Source organism: Cobetia sp. 14N.309.X.WAT.E.A4, from assembly GCF_030397495.1.
Taxonomy (GTDB): Bacteria; Pseudomonadota; Gammaproteobacteria; order Pseudomonadales; family Halomonadaceae; genus Cobetia; species Cobetia marina.
Genome location: NZ_JAPNXT010000003.1, coordinates 207099 through 223599 on the forward strand (window position 1 = coordinate 207099; position 16501 = coordinate 223599).

Here is a 16501-nt window from a genome sequence, read left to right on the forward strand (position 1 = left end):
AAGGCCCGGTCAATGACCGGGCCGAAATTCTGACCGCCTGCATGACTGGCGGATGCCTGCCGTGGTTGGCTACCACGCACGGGCGCAGGGCGTGAACGCTCAGCCCAGACTCTCCACCTCCAGCACCAGCTGGATGTCTTCCAGCTGCGCCGCGGGCGCCAGCACTCCACGACCGTTGCGGTAGACCCGCAGAGAGAACGGCGCCGTGGCGAGAATGGTCTCCGGCAATGTCAGTTTTCCACGTCGCGCGTCCAGCAGCGCGCAATGCGATGCCTGACACAGCATGACCTGCCATTCCCCGGGCGCCGAGGGCAGATGGTAGCGCCAGTGGATCGCCCCGATACGCGTCCTTTCAGGCGCCATCAGCCCCGAATCACGTACCGCAGGGCCGATTGCCAACTTGCGGGTATACCATTCGCCCCGTTCACGAATGGTCACTGACTCCACGCTCATCATGACGGCGGCACTACCCGCCTGTACCGATGGCACAGCGCCGAACGCCCCCAGCAGCACCGCTGCGGCCATCACCATCGGCACCCGCCGGCCCGGCCGCCACGTCGCCGATTCCGTGTCTGGGCGAAGCAGGAAAGAAAAAGGGTGAAACACGTCTGACTCCTTGACGATGACTCATTCATTGATGGGGCCTTGCAGACGAGCGCCGCCCACCTGACTCCCTTCAGGCGGCACGCCCGCCGATCATCCGCGTGACGCGCAACTCTCTGTCGTCGGGGATTTCCGCCTGAGACAGCACTGCCAGATGCTTGAAACGTCGACGCAGGAACCGCGAGAGCAGCGGGCGCAGGGAATGCCCCACCACCAGCACGCAAGGATCTCCCTGCGCATCCTGAGCCGTCACGGCACTCTCGGCATGTTGCATCAGCGTATCGGCAAGTCCGGGCTCCAGGGCGTTGCCGTTGCCCAGCGCCTGCATCAACACCTGTTCCAGCTGAGCCTCGAGACCGATCACCCGCAGCACACGTTCCGCGCCGAACCAGTACTGGGTAATCGCACGTCCCAGCGCCACCCGCACCATGGCCGTCAGCTCTGCCGGGTCCTGGGTGCGGGGTGCGTGCTCGGCCAGTGCCTCCAGAATGCTGCGCAGATCGCGAATGGACACCTCCTCGTCGAGCAGGGTGTGCAGAATGCGCTGCAAGGTGCCCTGGCTGACCAGCGCCGGCACGACTTCCTCCACCAGCCCCCCGTCCTGCGGCCCGAGCTTTTCCAGCAACTTGCTGACTTCACTGCGGCCCAGCAGCTGCGAGGCATGGCGTGACATCAGATGATTGAGGTGCGTGGTGATCACCGTGGCGGTATCCACCACGGTATAGCCGTAGACCTGGGCCTGCTCTCGGGTGTCCGGCTCGATCCAGACCGCAGCCAACCCGAAGGCCGGCTCGGTGGTGGCCACGCCCGGCAACTTGCCCGAGACCTTGCCGGGATTGATCGCCAGCCAACGCCCCGGATACGCCTCGCCCCGCCCGACCTCGGCGCCCTTGAGGCTGATGACATAGTGATTCGGCCCAAGTTCGAGGTTGTCGCGAATATGCACCACCGGCGGCAGGAAACCGATATCCTGGGCGTACTTGCGACGCACTCCCTTGATGCGCGACAGCAGCTCACCGCCCTGGCGCACATCCACCATGGCGATCAGCCGATGGCCGACTTCCATCGCCAGCGGCTCCACCAGCCGCACATCATCCCAGCTGGCCTCACTGACCTCCTGAACCGCCGCGGCTGGCGCAGGCGCCTGCTCCTGCGCTGATGCCTCGCCTTCCTGCCGTTCACGGCGCCCAGCCCACCAGGCCAGCGCTCCCAGCATCACGGTGAAGAAGATGAACACCAGATTGGGCATGCCGGGTACCAGCCCCAACAGCCCCATCACACCGGCTGCCAGCCACAGTACCTGAGAACTCATGAACAGCTGGCCGATCATCTGCTGGCCAACATCCTCATTGGTGTTGACCCGCGAGACCATAACCCCGGCCGCGGTGGAGATCACCAGCGAGGGAATCTGGGCCACCAGACCATCACCGATGGTCAGCAGCGTGTAAGTGCGGGCTGCCTCATCCATGCTCAGCCCATGCTGGCCGACACCGATGATCAACCCACCGATGATGTTGACCACCATGATCACGAGCCCCGCCACGGCATCACCGCGCACGAACTTGCTCGCGCCATCCATCGAACCGAAGAAGTCGGATTCCTCGGCCACTTCGCGACGCCGCTCACGCGCCTGGTCCTCACCGATGAGGCCGGCATTGAGATCGGCATCGATCGCCATCTGCTTGCCGGGCATCGCATCCAGCGTGAAGCGCGCGCCGACCTCGGCGATACGCCCCGCGCCCTTGGTGATGACCATGAAGTTGATGATCACCAGAATCGAGAACACCACCAGCCCCACGGCAAAGTTGCCGCCGACCAGGAACTGTCCGAAGGCTTCGATGACCTTGCCGGCAGCGTCTCCGCCGTTGTGTCCCTCAAGCAGCACGACGCGTGTCGAGGCCACGTTGAGCGAGAGCCGCAACAGGGTCGAGAACAGCAGCACGGCGGGAAATGCCGAGAAATCCAGCGGCTTCTGAGCGAACATGCTGACCATCAGGATCATGATCGACAGCGCGATGTTGAAGGTGAACAGCAGATCCAGAATGAAGGGCGCCAGCGGCAGCACCATCATCGAGAGGATCATCATGATCAGCATGGGCCCCGCCAGCACCTTCATCTGACCTGGCGTGCCGAGACCCATGCGATCCAGCAATGACAAGAGAGCATTCATGCAAACGGCTCGTCTGGCGGTGAAGACGCACGCGGATCGCGCGGCCTGGAAGAGGATGGTGTCGCTGGCGGCGTGCTGACGGAATCGTCTTCGCCGGCATCGGTGCCACCGGCGTCGATGCCACCGGCGTCGATGCCACCGGCGTCGATGTCACCGGTGTCAGCGTTCGGGGATTCGTCAGCGCTCCCCGTGTGAGCTTGTGCCTCTGGCGGGACCTGCAGGTCCTGCGGCACCTCGAGGCCCTCGGGATCACGCGGCCGAAGCCCCCCGTGGTCTCGGGCGCGCTTCAAGCCCATGGCCCAGGCGAGCACCTCGGCGATCACCTGATAGAGGGCAAGGGGGATTTCCTGCTCGAGCTCGACGTGGGCATGCAGGGCACGCGCCAATGGCGGAGCATTCAGGACCGGCACGGCATGCGCCTCCCCGAGCTCGCGAATGCGCAGCGCTACCTGATCACGTCCCTTGGCCACCACGCGTGGCGCGCGCATGTCCGGCTCGCGATAGACCAACGCCACCGCGAAATGGGTCGGATTGGTGACGATGACGTCCGCTCGCGGCACCTCCGTCATCATGCGTGCCCGCGCCATTGCCTGCTGCTGCTGACGAATGCGCGCCTTGACCTGAGGGTCGCCATCCGTCTCCCTGTGCTCACGCTTGATCTCTTCGAGACTCATGCGCAGCTTCTTGGCATGGCTCCACAGCTGATAGGGGACGTCCATCAGGGTCGGCACGATCAGCATCACGACCGCCAGCGCCGTGCATCGCGCCACGAGCGTCAAGGCATCCGCCAGCGCGTTGTCCAGCGGCATCAGCATCAAGGCCATCAACTCCTGGCGCTGCGCATGCAGATACAGCACCACCACCCCACCGACCAGCAGCGACTTGGCAATCGTCTTGGCCAGTTCGGCCAGGGCCTGACTCGAGAACATCCGCCCGATGCCCTTGATCGGGTTGAGTTTGCCAAGCGAGGGAGCCAGCGACTTGGTGGAGAACATCCAGCCGCCCAGCAGAATAGGCCCGACAAGCGCCAGCACGACCAGCAACGCAAACAGCGGCAACAGGGCGATCAACGCCTCCTGCCCCAGCATCAAGGCATTGGCGAGCATGACGCGACTATCCAGTGCCAGCGTGCGATCGAAACCGAAAGCCTGGCCCAGGATGCGCTCCAGGGTATCGCCCAGCACACCGGCATACAGCCACAACGCGCCGGCGCCACCGCCCAGCAACAGGAAGGTCGCCAGCTCGCGCGAGCGTGGCACCTGCCCTTCCTCGCGGGCCTTCTGCAGACGGTGAGGCGTCGCCTCTTCCGTCTTGTCGTCACTGCTCTGCTCGTCGGACACCTGCCGCTCCACTGCCGTCAGGCGACCAATGCCCGGGAATCATGCCCGCCATTGTGCCTCCCGACGTCAGGATCAAAGCGCGGAATAACGCCGAAAATCGACTCGGACTCGTGTCGATATCCTCTAGCTCTCAACCCCAGTCCGGGCATCACGAATCTCGCTGGGACTTGCCAGCTGTTCGAGGCGCGCCCTGAGGCTGTCGATGTTCTCTGCCGGGCGCGGATTGACCCCGTTGCTGTCAGTGATTTCGCGATAGGCGGTGTGACTGAGCACCATCAGGCTGATGCGTCGGTTCACGGCGGCCTGCGGGTCCTGGCTGTCCAGACTGATGCGTGACCCCATTCCGACGACACGCACGATGCGATCCACCGCCAGCCCATGCGCGACCAGCACTCGGCGAGCGACATTGGCGCGATCAGTGGACAGCTCCCAGTTGCCATAGCCTCCCTCACCGACAAAGGGACGATTGTCAGTGTGTCCGGTGATGCTCAGGTGATTGGGCAGGCGCGCCAGAATCGGCGCCAGCAGGGACAGCAGCTGGGAAAGCTGTGCCGAGGGCTGCTTGCTGCCAAGGGCAAACATCGGATGCTGATCACTGTCCGTGATCTGAATACGCAGGCCTTCCGCGGTCAGCTCGATCTGCAGCTGCTCGCGCAGCTCAGCAAGCGATGGGTCTTCACGCATCTGCTGCGACATGATGCTGTCGATCTCGTCACGGATATTCGCGAAACGCGCCTCTTCCGCCAGTGCCTGACGCTGCATGCGCGAGACATCCGCGCCCTTCTCCCCCTGGACTTCCTCGGCCATGAATCCCCCACCGGGAATGGCACTGCTGGAGGCGGAGTTGCGATCACCGCCCAGCAGCGAGATTTCCAGCGGCGCACCGAAGTAGTCGGAGATTTCCCTGAGGTCTTCATCAGAGGCATTGGAAATCACCCACATCACCAGGAAGAAGGCCATCATCGCCGTCATGAAATCAGCGTAGGCAATCTTCCAGCCGCCACCGTGATGGCCCTTCACGATCTTGGGTCGCTTGATGACGATCGGTCTGCGCGTCTCACTCATGCGTCGCCTCCCCGTGTCTCGGCGTCCCCGTCGTCGGGATGCTTGCGCTCATGTCAGCCGGCTCCCTTGTTCTTGATGTCGCGAACATGTTCTTCCAGCTCATTGAAGCTGGGGCGTTCGGCGGTGAACAGCGCCTTGCGGCCAAACTCGACGGAAATCTGCGGCGCATAGCCATTGAGCGAGGCCATCAGGATGACGCGGATGCACTGCATCATCTTCACGGCCTCATGCACTTCGTGCTGGATCTTGTTGGCCACCGGCGTCACGAACCCATAGGCCAGCAGAATCCCCAGGAAGGTGCCGACCATGGCATTGGCGATCAGGACGCCAAGCTGAGCAGCGCCCTGATCCGCGGAGGCCAGCGCATGCACGACCCCCATGACGGCAGCCACGATCCCGAAGGCAGGCAGTCCGTCCGCCACCGCAGACAACGAATGGACCGGGATCTCGGTCTCGTGCTTGAAGGTCTCGATCTCATGCTCCATCAGGGATTCCAACTCGAAGGGGTCCATGTTGCCGCTGACCATCAAGCGCAGATAATCCGTGATGAAGTTCATCAGAATCGGGTCCGACAGCACGCGCGGATACTCCGCGAACAGCGCACTCTCCTGGGGATTGTCGATATCCTGCTCGATGGCCAGCATGCCCTGCTGGCGCGACTTGGAAAGCAGCAGATACAGCAGGCTGATGACTTCCATGTACAACGACTTGTTGTAACCGCGCGTTCGCTTGAGTCTGGAGAACGCCTTGCCGGTCGCCTTGATGGCCTTGCCGTTGTTGCCCGCCAGGAAGGCACCTACCGCCGAGCCGAAGATGATCAACAGCTCAGCGGGCTGCATCAGCACCGCCAGATGCCCCCCCACCATCAGATACCCACCCAGGGTCGACCCGATCACCACCAGATAACCTATGAAAAGCAACACAACCACCCCCTTGGCATGCGATCGACCTCACGTCTCAACGGTTATCGGCCGCACGTGGGAGGTCTTGAGGGTCATGTGGGAAAACGTTCACGCATTGCCTTGCCAGCCGTTGCAGGCACAAGACGTGAGAGCGCCCACAACCAGAGACGTGTCGCTGCCGCACTCAGGGCAACAAAAAAGGCTCACCGGGAGGCGAGCCTTTCTATCGTGACACTAAAGGGACCAAGAGGCGCATCAGCCGAGCTTGACCGCGAGTGCCTCGCGCTGCATGTCCTGCTCCCGAGCCTTGCGACGCGCCGCTGTCTTCCCGGCACGGGAAGGCGGCTGGCAGATACCGCACACGTAATCATGCGCGGGGGTATGGGCATGAATCACGAAGTGGCCGGTACAGGTTTGGCAGGTCGCCAGGTCCAGCAGTTCACTCTCGAAGAAGCGCACCAGTGTCCAGGCGCGGGTCAGCGCCAGTACCGGCTCCTCCTCCCCCACGTGCTCGAGGTAGAAGCGATACGCCTTGACGAAGGCATCCATGCGCGGCACACCCTGGGAGCGCAGGCGACGATAGAAGCCATGGAAGAGGGACGCGTGCAGGTTGGGCTGCCAGGTCATGAACCAATCCGTGGAAAACGGCAGCATGCCCTTGGGCGGGGAGACGCCGCGCACCTCCTTGTACAGCTTCACCAGACGCGCACGACTGATTTCCGTCTCTGTCTCGAGCACCTGCAGACGAGCCCCCAGCTCGATCAATTCGACCGCCAGCTGCAGCTGCTGCAATTCATCCACCAGACTCTTCTGACTCATTGTCCAGCACCGCCCAGGCGGGTGACCGAGCCCGCCTGACGTGCATTCAACAACATGGCCGTGTGCATGGCACCGAAATCCTGGTCGCGCCCCCCCTGAAGCACTCCCTTGAGCTGAGCCGCATCATCCAGGGCCAACTCACACAACAACTGATTGCAGGAAGACAGCGATACCAGCTGACTGACACTCATCCCGGACAATATATCTGCCATTTCCTGACTGAGGCCAAGACGTACCCTTGCCATATCGACATCTTCGGCCAGCAAACGCTGCACGAGAAGAAGATAGGAGAGATTGACACTCTGGATATCGTTGAGAAGTGAAGACATAAAGGTTCCCTGAATAGCCTGATCTTATCGAGATCAACACAAGAAAACGGCTGATCCATCGCCAGACCTTATGATTTAGATGTAGTGACCCTACATTTCTGGTATGTCGTTTCTGCGGGACATGAAAATCATTACCTGAGTAACACCTCATGTACTGGCGATTCTAATACCAGTATCGCGATCAAACCAGCGTTATCCTGAACAACCCTTTTCAAACGCTGTGATCGATAGGAAGAAACAGCTCAAAAAACCACGAAAAGCAGGCAACTCCTGCAAAATAATGCGAAAAATACGCCATAAAAATATTCTGCAACATATGGATGAGAAACTTAATCCCAAAAAGAGCAGACTACCCTCTTGCACTGTCACAACATGAGAGCAAGGTTGAACAAACCTTGTATTGCAGATTGATGAAATGACGCGCCATATAGACCTGCCATCGCATTACCGGGATTGTCGGATAGCGCCAATCACCCCACACCCTCTTCTTGGCCTAACACGACGCTTGATCAGGGCAGGATGCGGCTGCCCGACAATCCGCATATCTCGGATCAGGCGGCTGAACAGGCATTGGGACGATGAGGAGTCCGTCGAGACGATTCCCAGTGCATTTATTGATCCAGATCAACAATGGGTTACCGTCGATAACGCCCTACCCTGCATCAAACTTAAACAATTATAATATTCTAATTATAAAGGCGTTCTTGCCCACGGTTATTTCAGGAATCCCGGTGTCCGGCGCAGCCACTGGCATGCCATGCACGCCAAGACCTGCGTACGATCTCAGGGGGCTTCTCGCCCATCCGCCCTGGGCCCTTTACCACTCGTCCCCTGGCGTGACCAGAGGTGGGCAATCTCGACGATGCACTGAAACAGCGCCTGGGGGATGGTGCGACGCGCAGGCAATCCCTGCGCAAGCAGCGCCACCAGCTCTGGCGAGGCATGGACGGGAAGCCCCACTTCAGTGGCGTGCTGCTGAAGACGCGTGCCCAGGGATTTTGCCAGACCGCAGGGGAATGCTCGCTCTGCGGGCTCTTGGGGCTGAGAGCGGATATCGACGTCGGCAGCCCCGTCTTCGCTGCCACTGGCGGTCTCGAACATTGCCGGGCCATCAGCGTATCGCGGCGGTCCCATTGCCTCACCAGGGCGGCGTACGTGAACGCGAGGGGCAAGGGCGTGCAATGCCTGAGGCAGGCTCTCGAGCAGTGCATCCCGCGCAACGCCATGCCGTGACTCCAATATCACGACAAGCGCCACTGGCGATGCGAGTTGATACCACAGAAGCGTGGCCTCCAGCACGGCTCCCTGCTCGGCCGTGAAGGTCATGACGACCCGCCACTGGGCCACGGCCTCCTCTTCACTGTCCGCCTGCCCCGCCAACGCCGTCACACTGGCAACAGGCAAGACCTCTCGGGGCCCCTGCTTGCGTGACCGCATGTCTCGCGGTCGCGGAGTCGGCGGAAAGTAGAGGCTGAAGAAGGCATGCAATCCAGGCAACAGCAGCCCCTGCCAGTTGAGAGGTTGCCCCAGCACCAGACGCAATTGCTGCTGAAGCACGCCTGGGTCAGCGCCCTCCCACTCATCGACATCTGTGGCGATCGCAGAGCTGGCGTGCTGCATCCCCTCACGGTAGGCGCTCACCGCCTGTGAGTCGCGAGTCGCAGGCTCCCTGCGCGAGGCAAGTGCCGGGTATGCCATCAGCGCCGTGGGTATCGCCACCCCCGAATCCGGACGTGTCGACACCCACGGCGGCGACACCCGAGACTCCGAGACCGGCAGATAGCGTGCCTGGGTCAGCAGCAGCGCCTGACGCCAGGCAAGCAAGGCATCCAGACGGGCCGTCGAGGCCTGGGGATGAGCACTGAGGTCGGCAAGCGGGGTCCGTCCTTGATACCAGTCCAGCAGGTCAGCCTCATAGAAGAGACCGCTCTGACTGATCTGCTGGCGCAATGCCGCAGCCAGAGGAACGTGCGGGGTGGCCGAGGCGATCTCGTAGGCAAGGCCCGGCAATGGGCGACCACTCGCGAGCCACTCCTGCAGGGAGATCCCTGCCGGCATCTTGATACCGCTGGCAGCGTAAGACGTATCGGCAGGCAGGCGACTCAACGCCTCGAATAGATCAGAGATCAGATGGGCACGATCCGTCAGCTGCACGGCGGCCGCCGGCGACTCAAGACCCGACGAACGACGGGATGCGTCGATGTCGGGCTGAGCCCCACTGGCAAGGCCCGGTGTGCGCGTTACCGGAAAGACAGTCCCCGAATCCGCCGCCGGGGGTGGCTGGGCCGTGCGGCCCAGCACCTGGTGGAGCAACCCATCGATCAAGGGAGTGATGCCTGTCATCTCAGCGCCTCCCCTGGTGTAGTGGCGTCATGCGCGGCGCTCAACGCTCGATAGGATGACGCTCGGCATTGCCAATGGCCTCATCCGGCCCGAACCGACTCAACTGAGATGCTGGCGATGTCCGTAACTGCGCGCCAGCTTGCGCCGAGCCCCCACATCGCCAAGCACTTCCTGCAACTGCGCCTTGCGCGCATTGAGCAGCGTCGTCAGCTCCGCCTCCATGCTCGTCAGCCCCTTCAGCTGACGCTCAAGATACTCACGAGCCTCCGCGCTGCCGGAATCCGGCATGCGCAGCGATTGCATCTGCTCGATATAGCGCGTCTGACCCTGTATGACACCCGGCCAGTCTCCTGCGCGCGCTGCCACCAGCATGTTGGACATCTGAGTGAAGAGCGCATCGCATAGAGCGGACGCTTCATCCACTGATGGCGCATCGATTTCCATGATCATGACTGTCCCTTGTCGTGAGCCGCGATCTGACGCCAGGCCTCGCCCAGCTCGCTGAGCAGGCGGCGCGCTTCATCCAGCTTCTCCACACTGTTGGACAGATTGGCCTGGAGCAGCAAGCGGGCAATGTAGTCATACATACGATCCAGGTTGGCGGCGACGTCCGCCCCCTGCTCGTGATCCAGACAGGCACGCAGCCCATCGGTGATGATGTTGATGGCCTTGGTCAGAGATTGTCCCTTGGCCACGATATCGCCTGCCTCCATCTGCAGACGGGCCGCGGCCAAGGTGCGATCAGCTCCCTCGAACAGCATCACGATCAGCTGGTGGGGACTGGCAGACAGGACTCCGGATTCCACGCCGACACGGGCGTAGGCATTGGCCCCACGATAGCGACTCATGACGTTTGTCTTCCTTTGTTCATAGCGTATTCAAGGCCTTCAACAGCCTGATGTCAGATGTAGGATGGCGGCGTTTGATCACCTGGCCGGCTAGTCGGTCAGGTTCCAGCTGTTTTCCAGAGTTTCCAGCTGTCCCGTCAGGTAATCGCTGGTCGAGGTCAGATTGGCGACCAGAATGTCCAGCGCCGTGAACTGTTCCCGGTAGCGCTCGATGGTGGCGTCAATGGTGGTCTCGGTCTGCTCGTACTGACTCTCGAGACTCTCCAGCGAGCTTTCGATGCTTTCGGTCGTGTTCTCGAGGGTACCGTCATCGCCGACCACCTGATCCAGCAGGCCAGCCATCTGACTTGCGAAGCCCACGCTTCCCGCTTCGCTGTCCGAGATGAAGAAGCCGGACATGGCGGCCAGCTGCGTGGCATCCGCCTCATCGACCATGGCGCTGTCGAACTCAAGCTTGCCATCGTCCGTGCGAGTGACTCCCAGCGAGGACAGCGCATAGAAGTCCCCCTCACTGGTGAAATTCAGCGCCGAGGTGAGTCGGCTCTCGATGGTTCGCAGCGTCGAATCGCCCAGCAACTCGCCCGCCGTGCCTTCATCGGCATTGAAGGCGGTGTAGTTGTCGATGGTCTTCTGCAATTCGTTGTAAGCGGTGACGAAGGCCTGCAATGCCGAACTCGCCTTGTCCGGGTTCTCGGCCACCGTCACCGTGCTCGGTGTCGAGGTCACGTCGCTCAAGACGAGGCTGAGGCCATCCACGGCATCGTCGATGTCATTGGAGGTGCTGTGCATGGCGATGCCATTGACACTGAAGCTGGCATCCAGCGGTTCCACCACCTGCTCGACCTGACTCGCGGATGGCGCGGCGGGGTCGAAGCCAATCAGGTCCTCCAGCGCCGGCTCCTCACCGCTGGTCGACAGGCTGATGACGGAGTCCTTGCCGGTCTCCCGGGAGGTCAGCACCAGACGATACGGCGAGTCAGAGCCGTCGTTGACGATGGAGGCGCTGACCTCAAGCCCTGCCGCATTGATGGCATCCCGGATGCCTTCCAGGCTGTTGTTGCTGGAGTCGATCACGATCTCGGCGGTGCGCTCGGCGTCCGCCACATAGCCATCGTCACTGCCGAGACTTCCAAGCGAGAGCGTCAGCGTGGTGGCCGTCCCGCTCCCGATGGCCTCATCGCGATGGGTCTGACCCCCGGTCGCCAGGCTCTGCGCCTGCGCCAGCTGGGAGACCGAGACCGAATAGCTGCCCGGCTCCGCGATATTGGTGGCGCTGGCACTGACGCCACTGCCACTGGCGGTGGTCGTCATGCCGGCATAGATATCGGGATCAGCCAGGGACGCTGCCGCCGTGTCCAGCGACTCCAGACGGCTCTGGATCGTTCCCCAGGCCGACAGCTCCGCCTCGTAGCTGGCCTGCTTGTTGGCAATCGGCGTGAGCTTCTGGCGCTCGGCGCTCTCCAGGTCACTCAGCAGGCCATTGAGGTCAAGCCCCGACCCTATCCCCAGCGATGAAATCGTCGCCATAAGCCTTCCCCTTGAGCATTAGCGATATTCTGGCATGCCGTTCGCAGCGCCATCGGGCGAAAAAGCACGCATACCACACGCAATTGTGTCCCGGTTGCTGCATTTATCGGCCACATCAGCAATCACTTGAGTCTTGTGGCGTCATTTCTTCATCACCGATTCTCGCCCCCGCTCGCTCGCCTTCTGCGCCGTCCACTACAAAAAAGTAGTCGCTCTACAGGGGCTACGACGTTTCGCCTACCGCGCCGCAAACGTTTGCGCGTCATACTGTCGCCCATGGTGAACCCGTCAGGTAAATGACTGGATCGACTCGCCCCTGCCTCATTCAAGGACTGAGACGTGAAACGACAAGGCCTACTCAACGCGCCGCTCAGCGGGCACATCGCTCGCCTCGGCCATACCCAGACCCTGGTGATCGCCGATGCCGGCCTGCCGATTCCCGCCGATATCCCCTGTGTGGATCTGGCGGTCATTCCCGGGCTGCCGGCCATGCTGCCGGTGCTCGACGCCCTGCTTGCAGAGCTGTGCATCGAAGCCGTGACCCATGCCAGCGAGCTGGCGCTCAAGAGCCCGGAGCTTCACGACGCGCTCTCGACCCGCCTGGCCTCACTGGAGCAGCGTGACGCCAAGCCGCTTGAGCGCCATGTGATCGAGCACGAGGCCTTCAAGGCCGAACTCCCCAAGGCCAGCGTGATCGTGCGCACCGGTGAGTGCACGCCCTACGCCAATCTGATCCTGCATTGTGGAGTTCCCTTTTGATGGGCATGCAGACGCAAGATGTCACGCATCCGGCCCCGCAAGCACCCAAGGCCAATGAGGACGCTGCCCCGCGCGTGCTGATGGCATTACGCGGCATCGACAAGGGCTTTTCCGGGGTCAGCGTGCTCAAGGGCGTCGACCTGACGCTGCGCGCCGGCCGCGTGCATGCGCTGGCTGGCGAGAACGGCGCAGGCAAGTCGACGCTGATGAAGATTCTCTCCGGCGTGTATCGCTATGACGCCGGCACCCTGTGGCTTCGCGATGAGGAAGTCATCTTCACCACCCCACGCCAGGCCATGGACAGTCGCATCGCCATCATTCACCAGGAACTCAATCTGGTGCCGGGCCTGTCCGCCGGCGAGAACATCTTCCTCGGGCGTGAACCACGCACTGCGCTTGGCACCGTCGACTGGAAGCGCCTGCATGCCGATGCCCGCCAACTGCTGGATCGCCTGCGCCAGACACTGGATTCACGCACCGCCGTCAGTGAACTGAGCATCGGTCAGCAGCAGATGGTGGAGATCGCACGTGCCCTGTCGCTTGACGCCGAGATCATCATCATGGATGAGCCCACCGATGCCCTGACGGACATCGAGACGGACATCCTGGCAGAAGTGGTCGCGGAGCTGCGCGGTGAGGGACGCTCACTGGTGCTGATCACCCATCGTCTCAACGAGATCTTCAGCATGTGCGATGAAGTCGCCGTGCTGCGTGATGGTCAGATGATCCATCAGGGGCCGACGGCGGAACTGGATGAGGATGGCTTGATTCGCCTGATGGTCGGCCGTGAACTGGCCGAGCGCTATCCCTATACGCCCGCCAGCCCTGATGGCGAGGTGATGCTGGAGGTGAAGGAGCTTCACGCCCCGGGCGTCAATGGCATCAGCTTCTCGGCGCGCCGCGGTGAGGTGCTCGGCTTTGGCGGCCTGATGGGCGCAGGACGCACCGAGCTTGCGCGCGTGCTGTGCGGTGATACCCGCATCGCGGCGGGAAGCGTGACCTTCAACGGACAGTCCGGGCAGTTCCCCTCGCCGGCCGCGGCACTGGCGGCAGGCCTGGTCTATGTGCCAGAAGATCGCAAGCAGTCAGGACTTATTCTGGCGCACTCGGTGGCCAGCAACATGTCTCTCAGTGCCCTGCCGAACTTCTGCGGTGCGCTGGGGCGCATTCGTCACGGCGAGGAAGCCGCCGCGGTCGAGCAGTTCGTCAAGAGCATGCAGATCAAGATCAGCGATACCGCCCAGGCGGTCGATACGCTGTCCGGTGGCAATCAGCAGAAGGTGTCGCTGGCCAAGGCACTGATGCCGGCACCGGAGCTGGTGATTCTCGATGAGCCGACCCGCGGTGTCGATGTCGGCGCCAAGCGCGAGATCTACCTGCTGATCAACGAGCTCAAGCGTCAGGGCAAGTGCATCCTGCTGATCTCCTCCGAGATGCCCGAGCTGCTGGGTCTGGCGGATCGCATTCTCGTGGTGGCCGATGGCCGGATTTCCGGTGAATTCAGCCGCGAGAACGCCACCCAGGAAGCGATCATGACAGCCGCCTCCGGTCTCGAGAGCCCGCTGAGTGCCAGCACTGGCGCCGCCCGGGCGACCCCTCCACACACGTCTTCTGATTTCCCCCACGAGATGCCGAACTGATGTCCACTCCCACTTCCTCTGCCGCCGGCGACCGTCGCCTCGACATCATGCGCCTGCTGGTCGACAACAAGGCACTGATCGCGCTGGCACTGTTGATCGCCGTCAGCGCCGGCCTGTCCGACAACTTCCTGTCTGCCGACAACCTGCTCAACGTGCTGCGCCAGACCAGCATCAACGCCATCATCGCCATGGGCGTGACCTTCGTCATTCTCACCGCCGGTATCGACCTGTCAGTGGGTGCGGTACTGGCACTGACCGGCGCCTTCGCCGCCTCGATGACCGCCGCCGGCCTGTCACCGTGGCTGAGCGTGCCCGGCACCATCATCGCCGGTGCCGCACTGGGCGCAGTCTCGGGTCTGTTCGTCGCCTTCGGACGCATCCAGGCCTTCATCGTCACCCTGGTGGCGATGACGGTACTGCGCGGCGCGACACTGGTCTATACCGATGGTCGCCCGGTCTCCATCGGCGTCAGTGAAGCCGCCGACAGCTTCTGGAACCTGGGCGGAGGCTACTGGATGGGCGTCCCGATTCCCATCTACATGATGTTCTTCGTCTATGTGCTGTGCTGGGGCGTGCTGCATCACACCCGCTTCGGCCGTCACGTCTATGCGGTCGGCGGTGGCGAGAAGGTGGCGCGCCTGTCCGGCATCAACGTCAATCGCATCAAGATCAGCGTCTACGCCATCGCGGGTGCCTTCGCGGCACTGGCGGGTGCCATCCTGGCCGCCCGTCTGGGTTCGGCACAGCCGAATGCCGGCACCGGATACGAACTCGACGCCATCGCCGCCGTCGTCATCGGGGGCACCAGCCTGATGGGTGGTCGAGGCCGCATCTTCGGCACCTTGATCGGCGCACTGGTGATCGGGGTCTTGAACAACGCGCTGAACATCATGGGGGTCTCAAGCTACTTCCAGATGATCGCCAAGGGCGCCGTCATCCTGCTCGCGGTACTGATCGACAGCCGCGCCCAGAAATAGTCTCGAACGCGCGCGAAAGACGCTTGCGATTTCATTCCCGGCAGCATCGAAGACCCTCGACCCCGTGCGCCAACCACGGGGTCATGCATCGCTAGGGTCGCCGACAACGAAGACGCCAGACGATGGCGTCGACAACAATGAAAGGAACCACGCCATGAAAAAACTGCTCGTTTCCTCGCTGACCACCGCCATCACCGCCGCCGGTCTGAGCATGATGCCGGTGCAATCCGCCATGGCGGACAAGATCGCGCTGGTCGTGTCCACACTTAACAACCCGTTCTTCGTCAGCCTGCAGCAGGGTGCCAAGGACAAGGCGGCGGAGCTCGGCCATGAGCTGATCGTGCTGGATTCCAGCAATGACGCCGCACGTGAGCTGTCCAACGTGGAAGACGCCCTGTCACGTGGCGTGGACCTGCTGCTGGTCAACCCGACCGACTCCGACGCCGTCGTCTCCAGCGTGCGTACCGCCAATGCGCGCAACGTGCCGGTGGTGACGCTGGATCGTAGCGCCAACGGCGGCCGGATCGCCGCCCACGTGGCCTCCGACAACGTCGCGGGTGGCGAACTGGCCGGCAGCTTCATCGCCGAGAAACTCGGCGGAGAAGGCAAGGTCGTCCAGCTTGAGGGCGTGGCCGGTGCCTCTGCGACACGTGACCGTGGGGAAGGCTTCCTCAAGGCCATCGAGGGTCACTCGGACATCAGCCTGATCGCCAGCCAGCCGGCCAACTTCAATCGCACCCAGGGCCTCAACGTGATGGAGAATCTGCTCCAGGCGCATCCTGAGGTGAATGCCGTCTTCGCGCAGAACGATGAAATGGCGCTTGGCGCACAGCGCGCGCTGCAGGCGGCCGGCAAGGACATCCTGCTGGTCGGTTTCGACGGCACCGATGAAGGCATCAAGGCGGTTCAGGCCGGCAAGATGGACGCGACCATCGCGCAGCAACCGTCACTGATCGGCAGTCTCGGCGTGGAAGTCGCCGACAAGCTGCTCAAGGGCGAGGATGTCGACAAGACCACCGACGTGCCGCTCAAGCTGATCACCGAGTAAGCGCGAGCCCGCGAGACGTGACACCAAGACGCCGGCCTCGTGCCGGCGTTTTCGTCACCGCTCTCCACCGGCGCCACCGACACGCCACGACAGACGTGACGACACTCACCACGACAGACGTGACGACAGGC

At 62.5% G+C, this 16501-nt stretch carries 15 protein-coding genes; 4 read left to right on the forward strand and 11 right to left on the reverse strand.

Annotated features, from left to right (window positions below; all coding sequences use genetic code 11):
- Positions 1 to 99 precede the first annotated feature (99 nt).
- From OW493_RS06145 to fliD, 11 genes are all read right to left on the reverse strand, one after another.
- On the reverse strand, positions 100 to 531 hold the full coding sequence (locus OW493_RS06145) for a flagellar protein FlhE (RefSeq protein WP_279874960.1): 432 nt from the start codon (positions 529 to 531) through the stop codon (positions 100 to 102).
- A gap of 145 nt (positions 532 to 676) precedes the next feature.
- Complete coding sequence (gene flhA / locus OW493_RS06150) at positions 677 to 2773, reverse strand: flagellar biosynthesis protein FlhA (protein WP_077376204.1); 2097 nt, start codon at positions 2771 to 2773, stop codon at positions 677 to 679.
- Positions 2770 to 4113: a flagellar biosynthesis protein FlhB gene (gene flhB / locus OW493_RS06155; RefSeq protein ID WP_289863603.1), complete on the reverse strand. Its 1344-nt coding sequence runs from the start codon at positions 4111 to 4113 to the stop codon at positions 2770 to 2772. The genes flhA and flhB overlap by 4 nt, the downstream gene beginning before the upstream one ends.
- Before the next feature lie 123 nt (positions 4114 to 4236).
- Positions 4237 to 5178 carry a flagellar motor protein MotB gene (gene motB, locus OW493_RS06160; RefSeq protein ID WP_289863604.1) on the reverse strand — a complete coding sequence of 314 codons (942 nt, stop codon included), beginning with the start codon at positions 5176 to 5178 and terminating at the stop codon, positions 4237 to 4239.
- Between the two features lie 53 nt (positions 5179 to 5231).
- Positions 5232 to 6101 carry a flagellar motor stator protein MotA gene (gene motA, locus OW493_RS06165; protein ID WP_077376180.1) on the reverse strand — a complete coding sequence of 290 codons (870 nt, stop codon included), beginning with the start codon at positions 6099 to 6101 and terminating at the stop codon, positions 5232 to 5234.
- Positions 6102 to 6335: 234 nt separating this feature from the next.
- Positions 6336 to 6899, reverse strand: a complete 564-nt coding sequence (gene flhC / locus OW493_RS06170) for a flagellar transcriptional regulator FlhC (protein WP_289863605.1) — start codon at positions 6897 to 6899, stop codon at positions 6336 to 6338.
- Complete coding sequence (gene flhD, locus OW493_RS06175) at positions 6896 to 7228, reverse strand: flagellar transcriptional regulator FlhD (RefSeq protein ID WP_077376174.1); 333 nt, start codon at positions 7226 to 7228, stop codon at positions 6896 to 6898. Before flhD ends, flhC begins: the two co-directional genes overlap by 4 nt.
- Positions 7229 to 8011: 783 nt before the next feature.
- Positions 8012 to 9571, reverse strand: a complete 1560-nt coding sequence (locus OW493_RS06180; protein ID WP_289863606.1) for a hypothetical protein — start codon at positions 9569 to 9571, stop codon at positions 8012 to 8014.
- Between the two features lie 99 nt (positions 9572 to 9670).
- Positions 9671 to 10021 (reverse strand): flagellar protein FliT, encoded by a 351-nt coding sequence (locus tag OW493_RS06185; protein ID WP_289863607.1) that lies wholly within the window; start codon positions 10019 to 10021, stop codon positions 9671 to 9673.
- On the reverse strand, positions 10018 to 10419 hold the full coding sequence (gene fliS / locus OW493_RS06190) for a flagellar export chaperone FliS (RefSeq protein WP_077376165.1): 402 nt from the start codon (positions 10417 to 10419) through the stop codon (positions 10018 to 10020). The genes OW493_RS06185 and fliS overlap by 4 nt, the downstream gene beginning before the upstream one ends.
- Positions 10420 to 10509: 90 nt before the next feature.
- The gene (gene fliD, locus OW493_RS06195; RefSeq protein ID WP_289863608.1) at positions 10510 to 11946 is read right to left on the reverse strand and encodes a flagellar filament capping protein FliD; all 1437 of its coding nucleotides are present in this window, start codon (positions 11944 to 11946) and stop codon (positions 10510 to 10512) included.
- 339 nt (positions 11947 to 12285) lie between these two features.
- On the opposite strand from fliD, the gene rbsD reads away from it, so the two are divergent.
- The 4 genes from rbsD to rbsB all read left to right on the forward strand — a co-directional run bounded on the left by rbsD (position 12286) and on the right by rbsB (position 16370).
- Positions 12286 to 12705, forward strand: coding sequence for a D-ribose pyranase (gene rbsD / locus OW493_RS06200; RefSeq protein ID WP_136937754.1), 420 nt, complete (start codon positions 12286 to 12288; stop codon positions 12703 to 12705).
- The gene (locus OW493_RS06205; RefSeq protein ID WP_289863609.1) at positions 12705 to 14345 is read left to right on the forward strand and encodes a sugar ABC transporter ATP-binding protein; all 1641 of its coding nucleotides are present in this window, start codon (positions 12705 to 12707) and stop codon (positions 14343 to 14345) included. Before rbsD ends, OW493_RS06205 begins: the two co-directional genes overlap by 1 nt.
- Complete coding sequence (rbsC, locus tag OW493_RS06210; protein ID WP_084208619.1) at positions 14345 to 15322, forward strand: ribose ABC transporter permease; 978 nt, start codon at positions 14345 to 14347, stop codon at positions 15320 to 15322. The genes OW493_RS06205 and rbsC overlap by 1 nt, the downstream gene beginning before the upstream one ends.
- Before the next feature lie 154 nt (positions 15323 to 15476).
- On the forward strand, positions 15477 to 16370 hold the full coding sequence (rbsB, locus tag OW493_RS06215; protein ID WP_084208618.1) for a ribose ABC transporter substrate-binding protein RbsB: 894 nt from the start codon (positions 15477 to 15479) through the stop codon (positions 16368 to 16370).
- Positions 16371 to 16501: the final 131 nt, after the last annotated feature.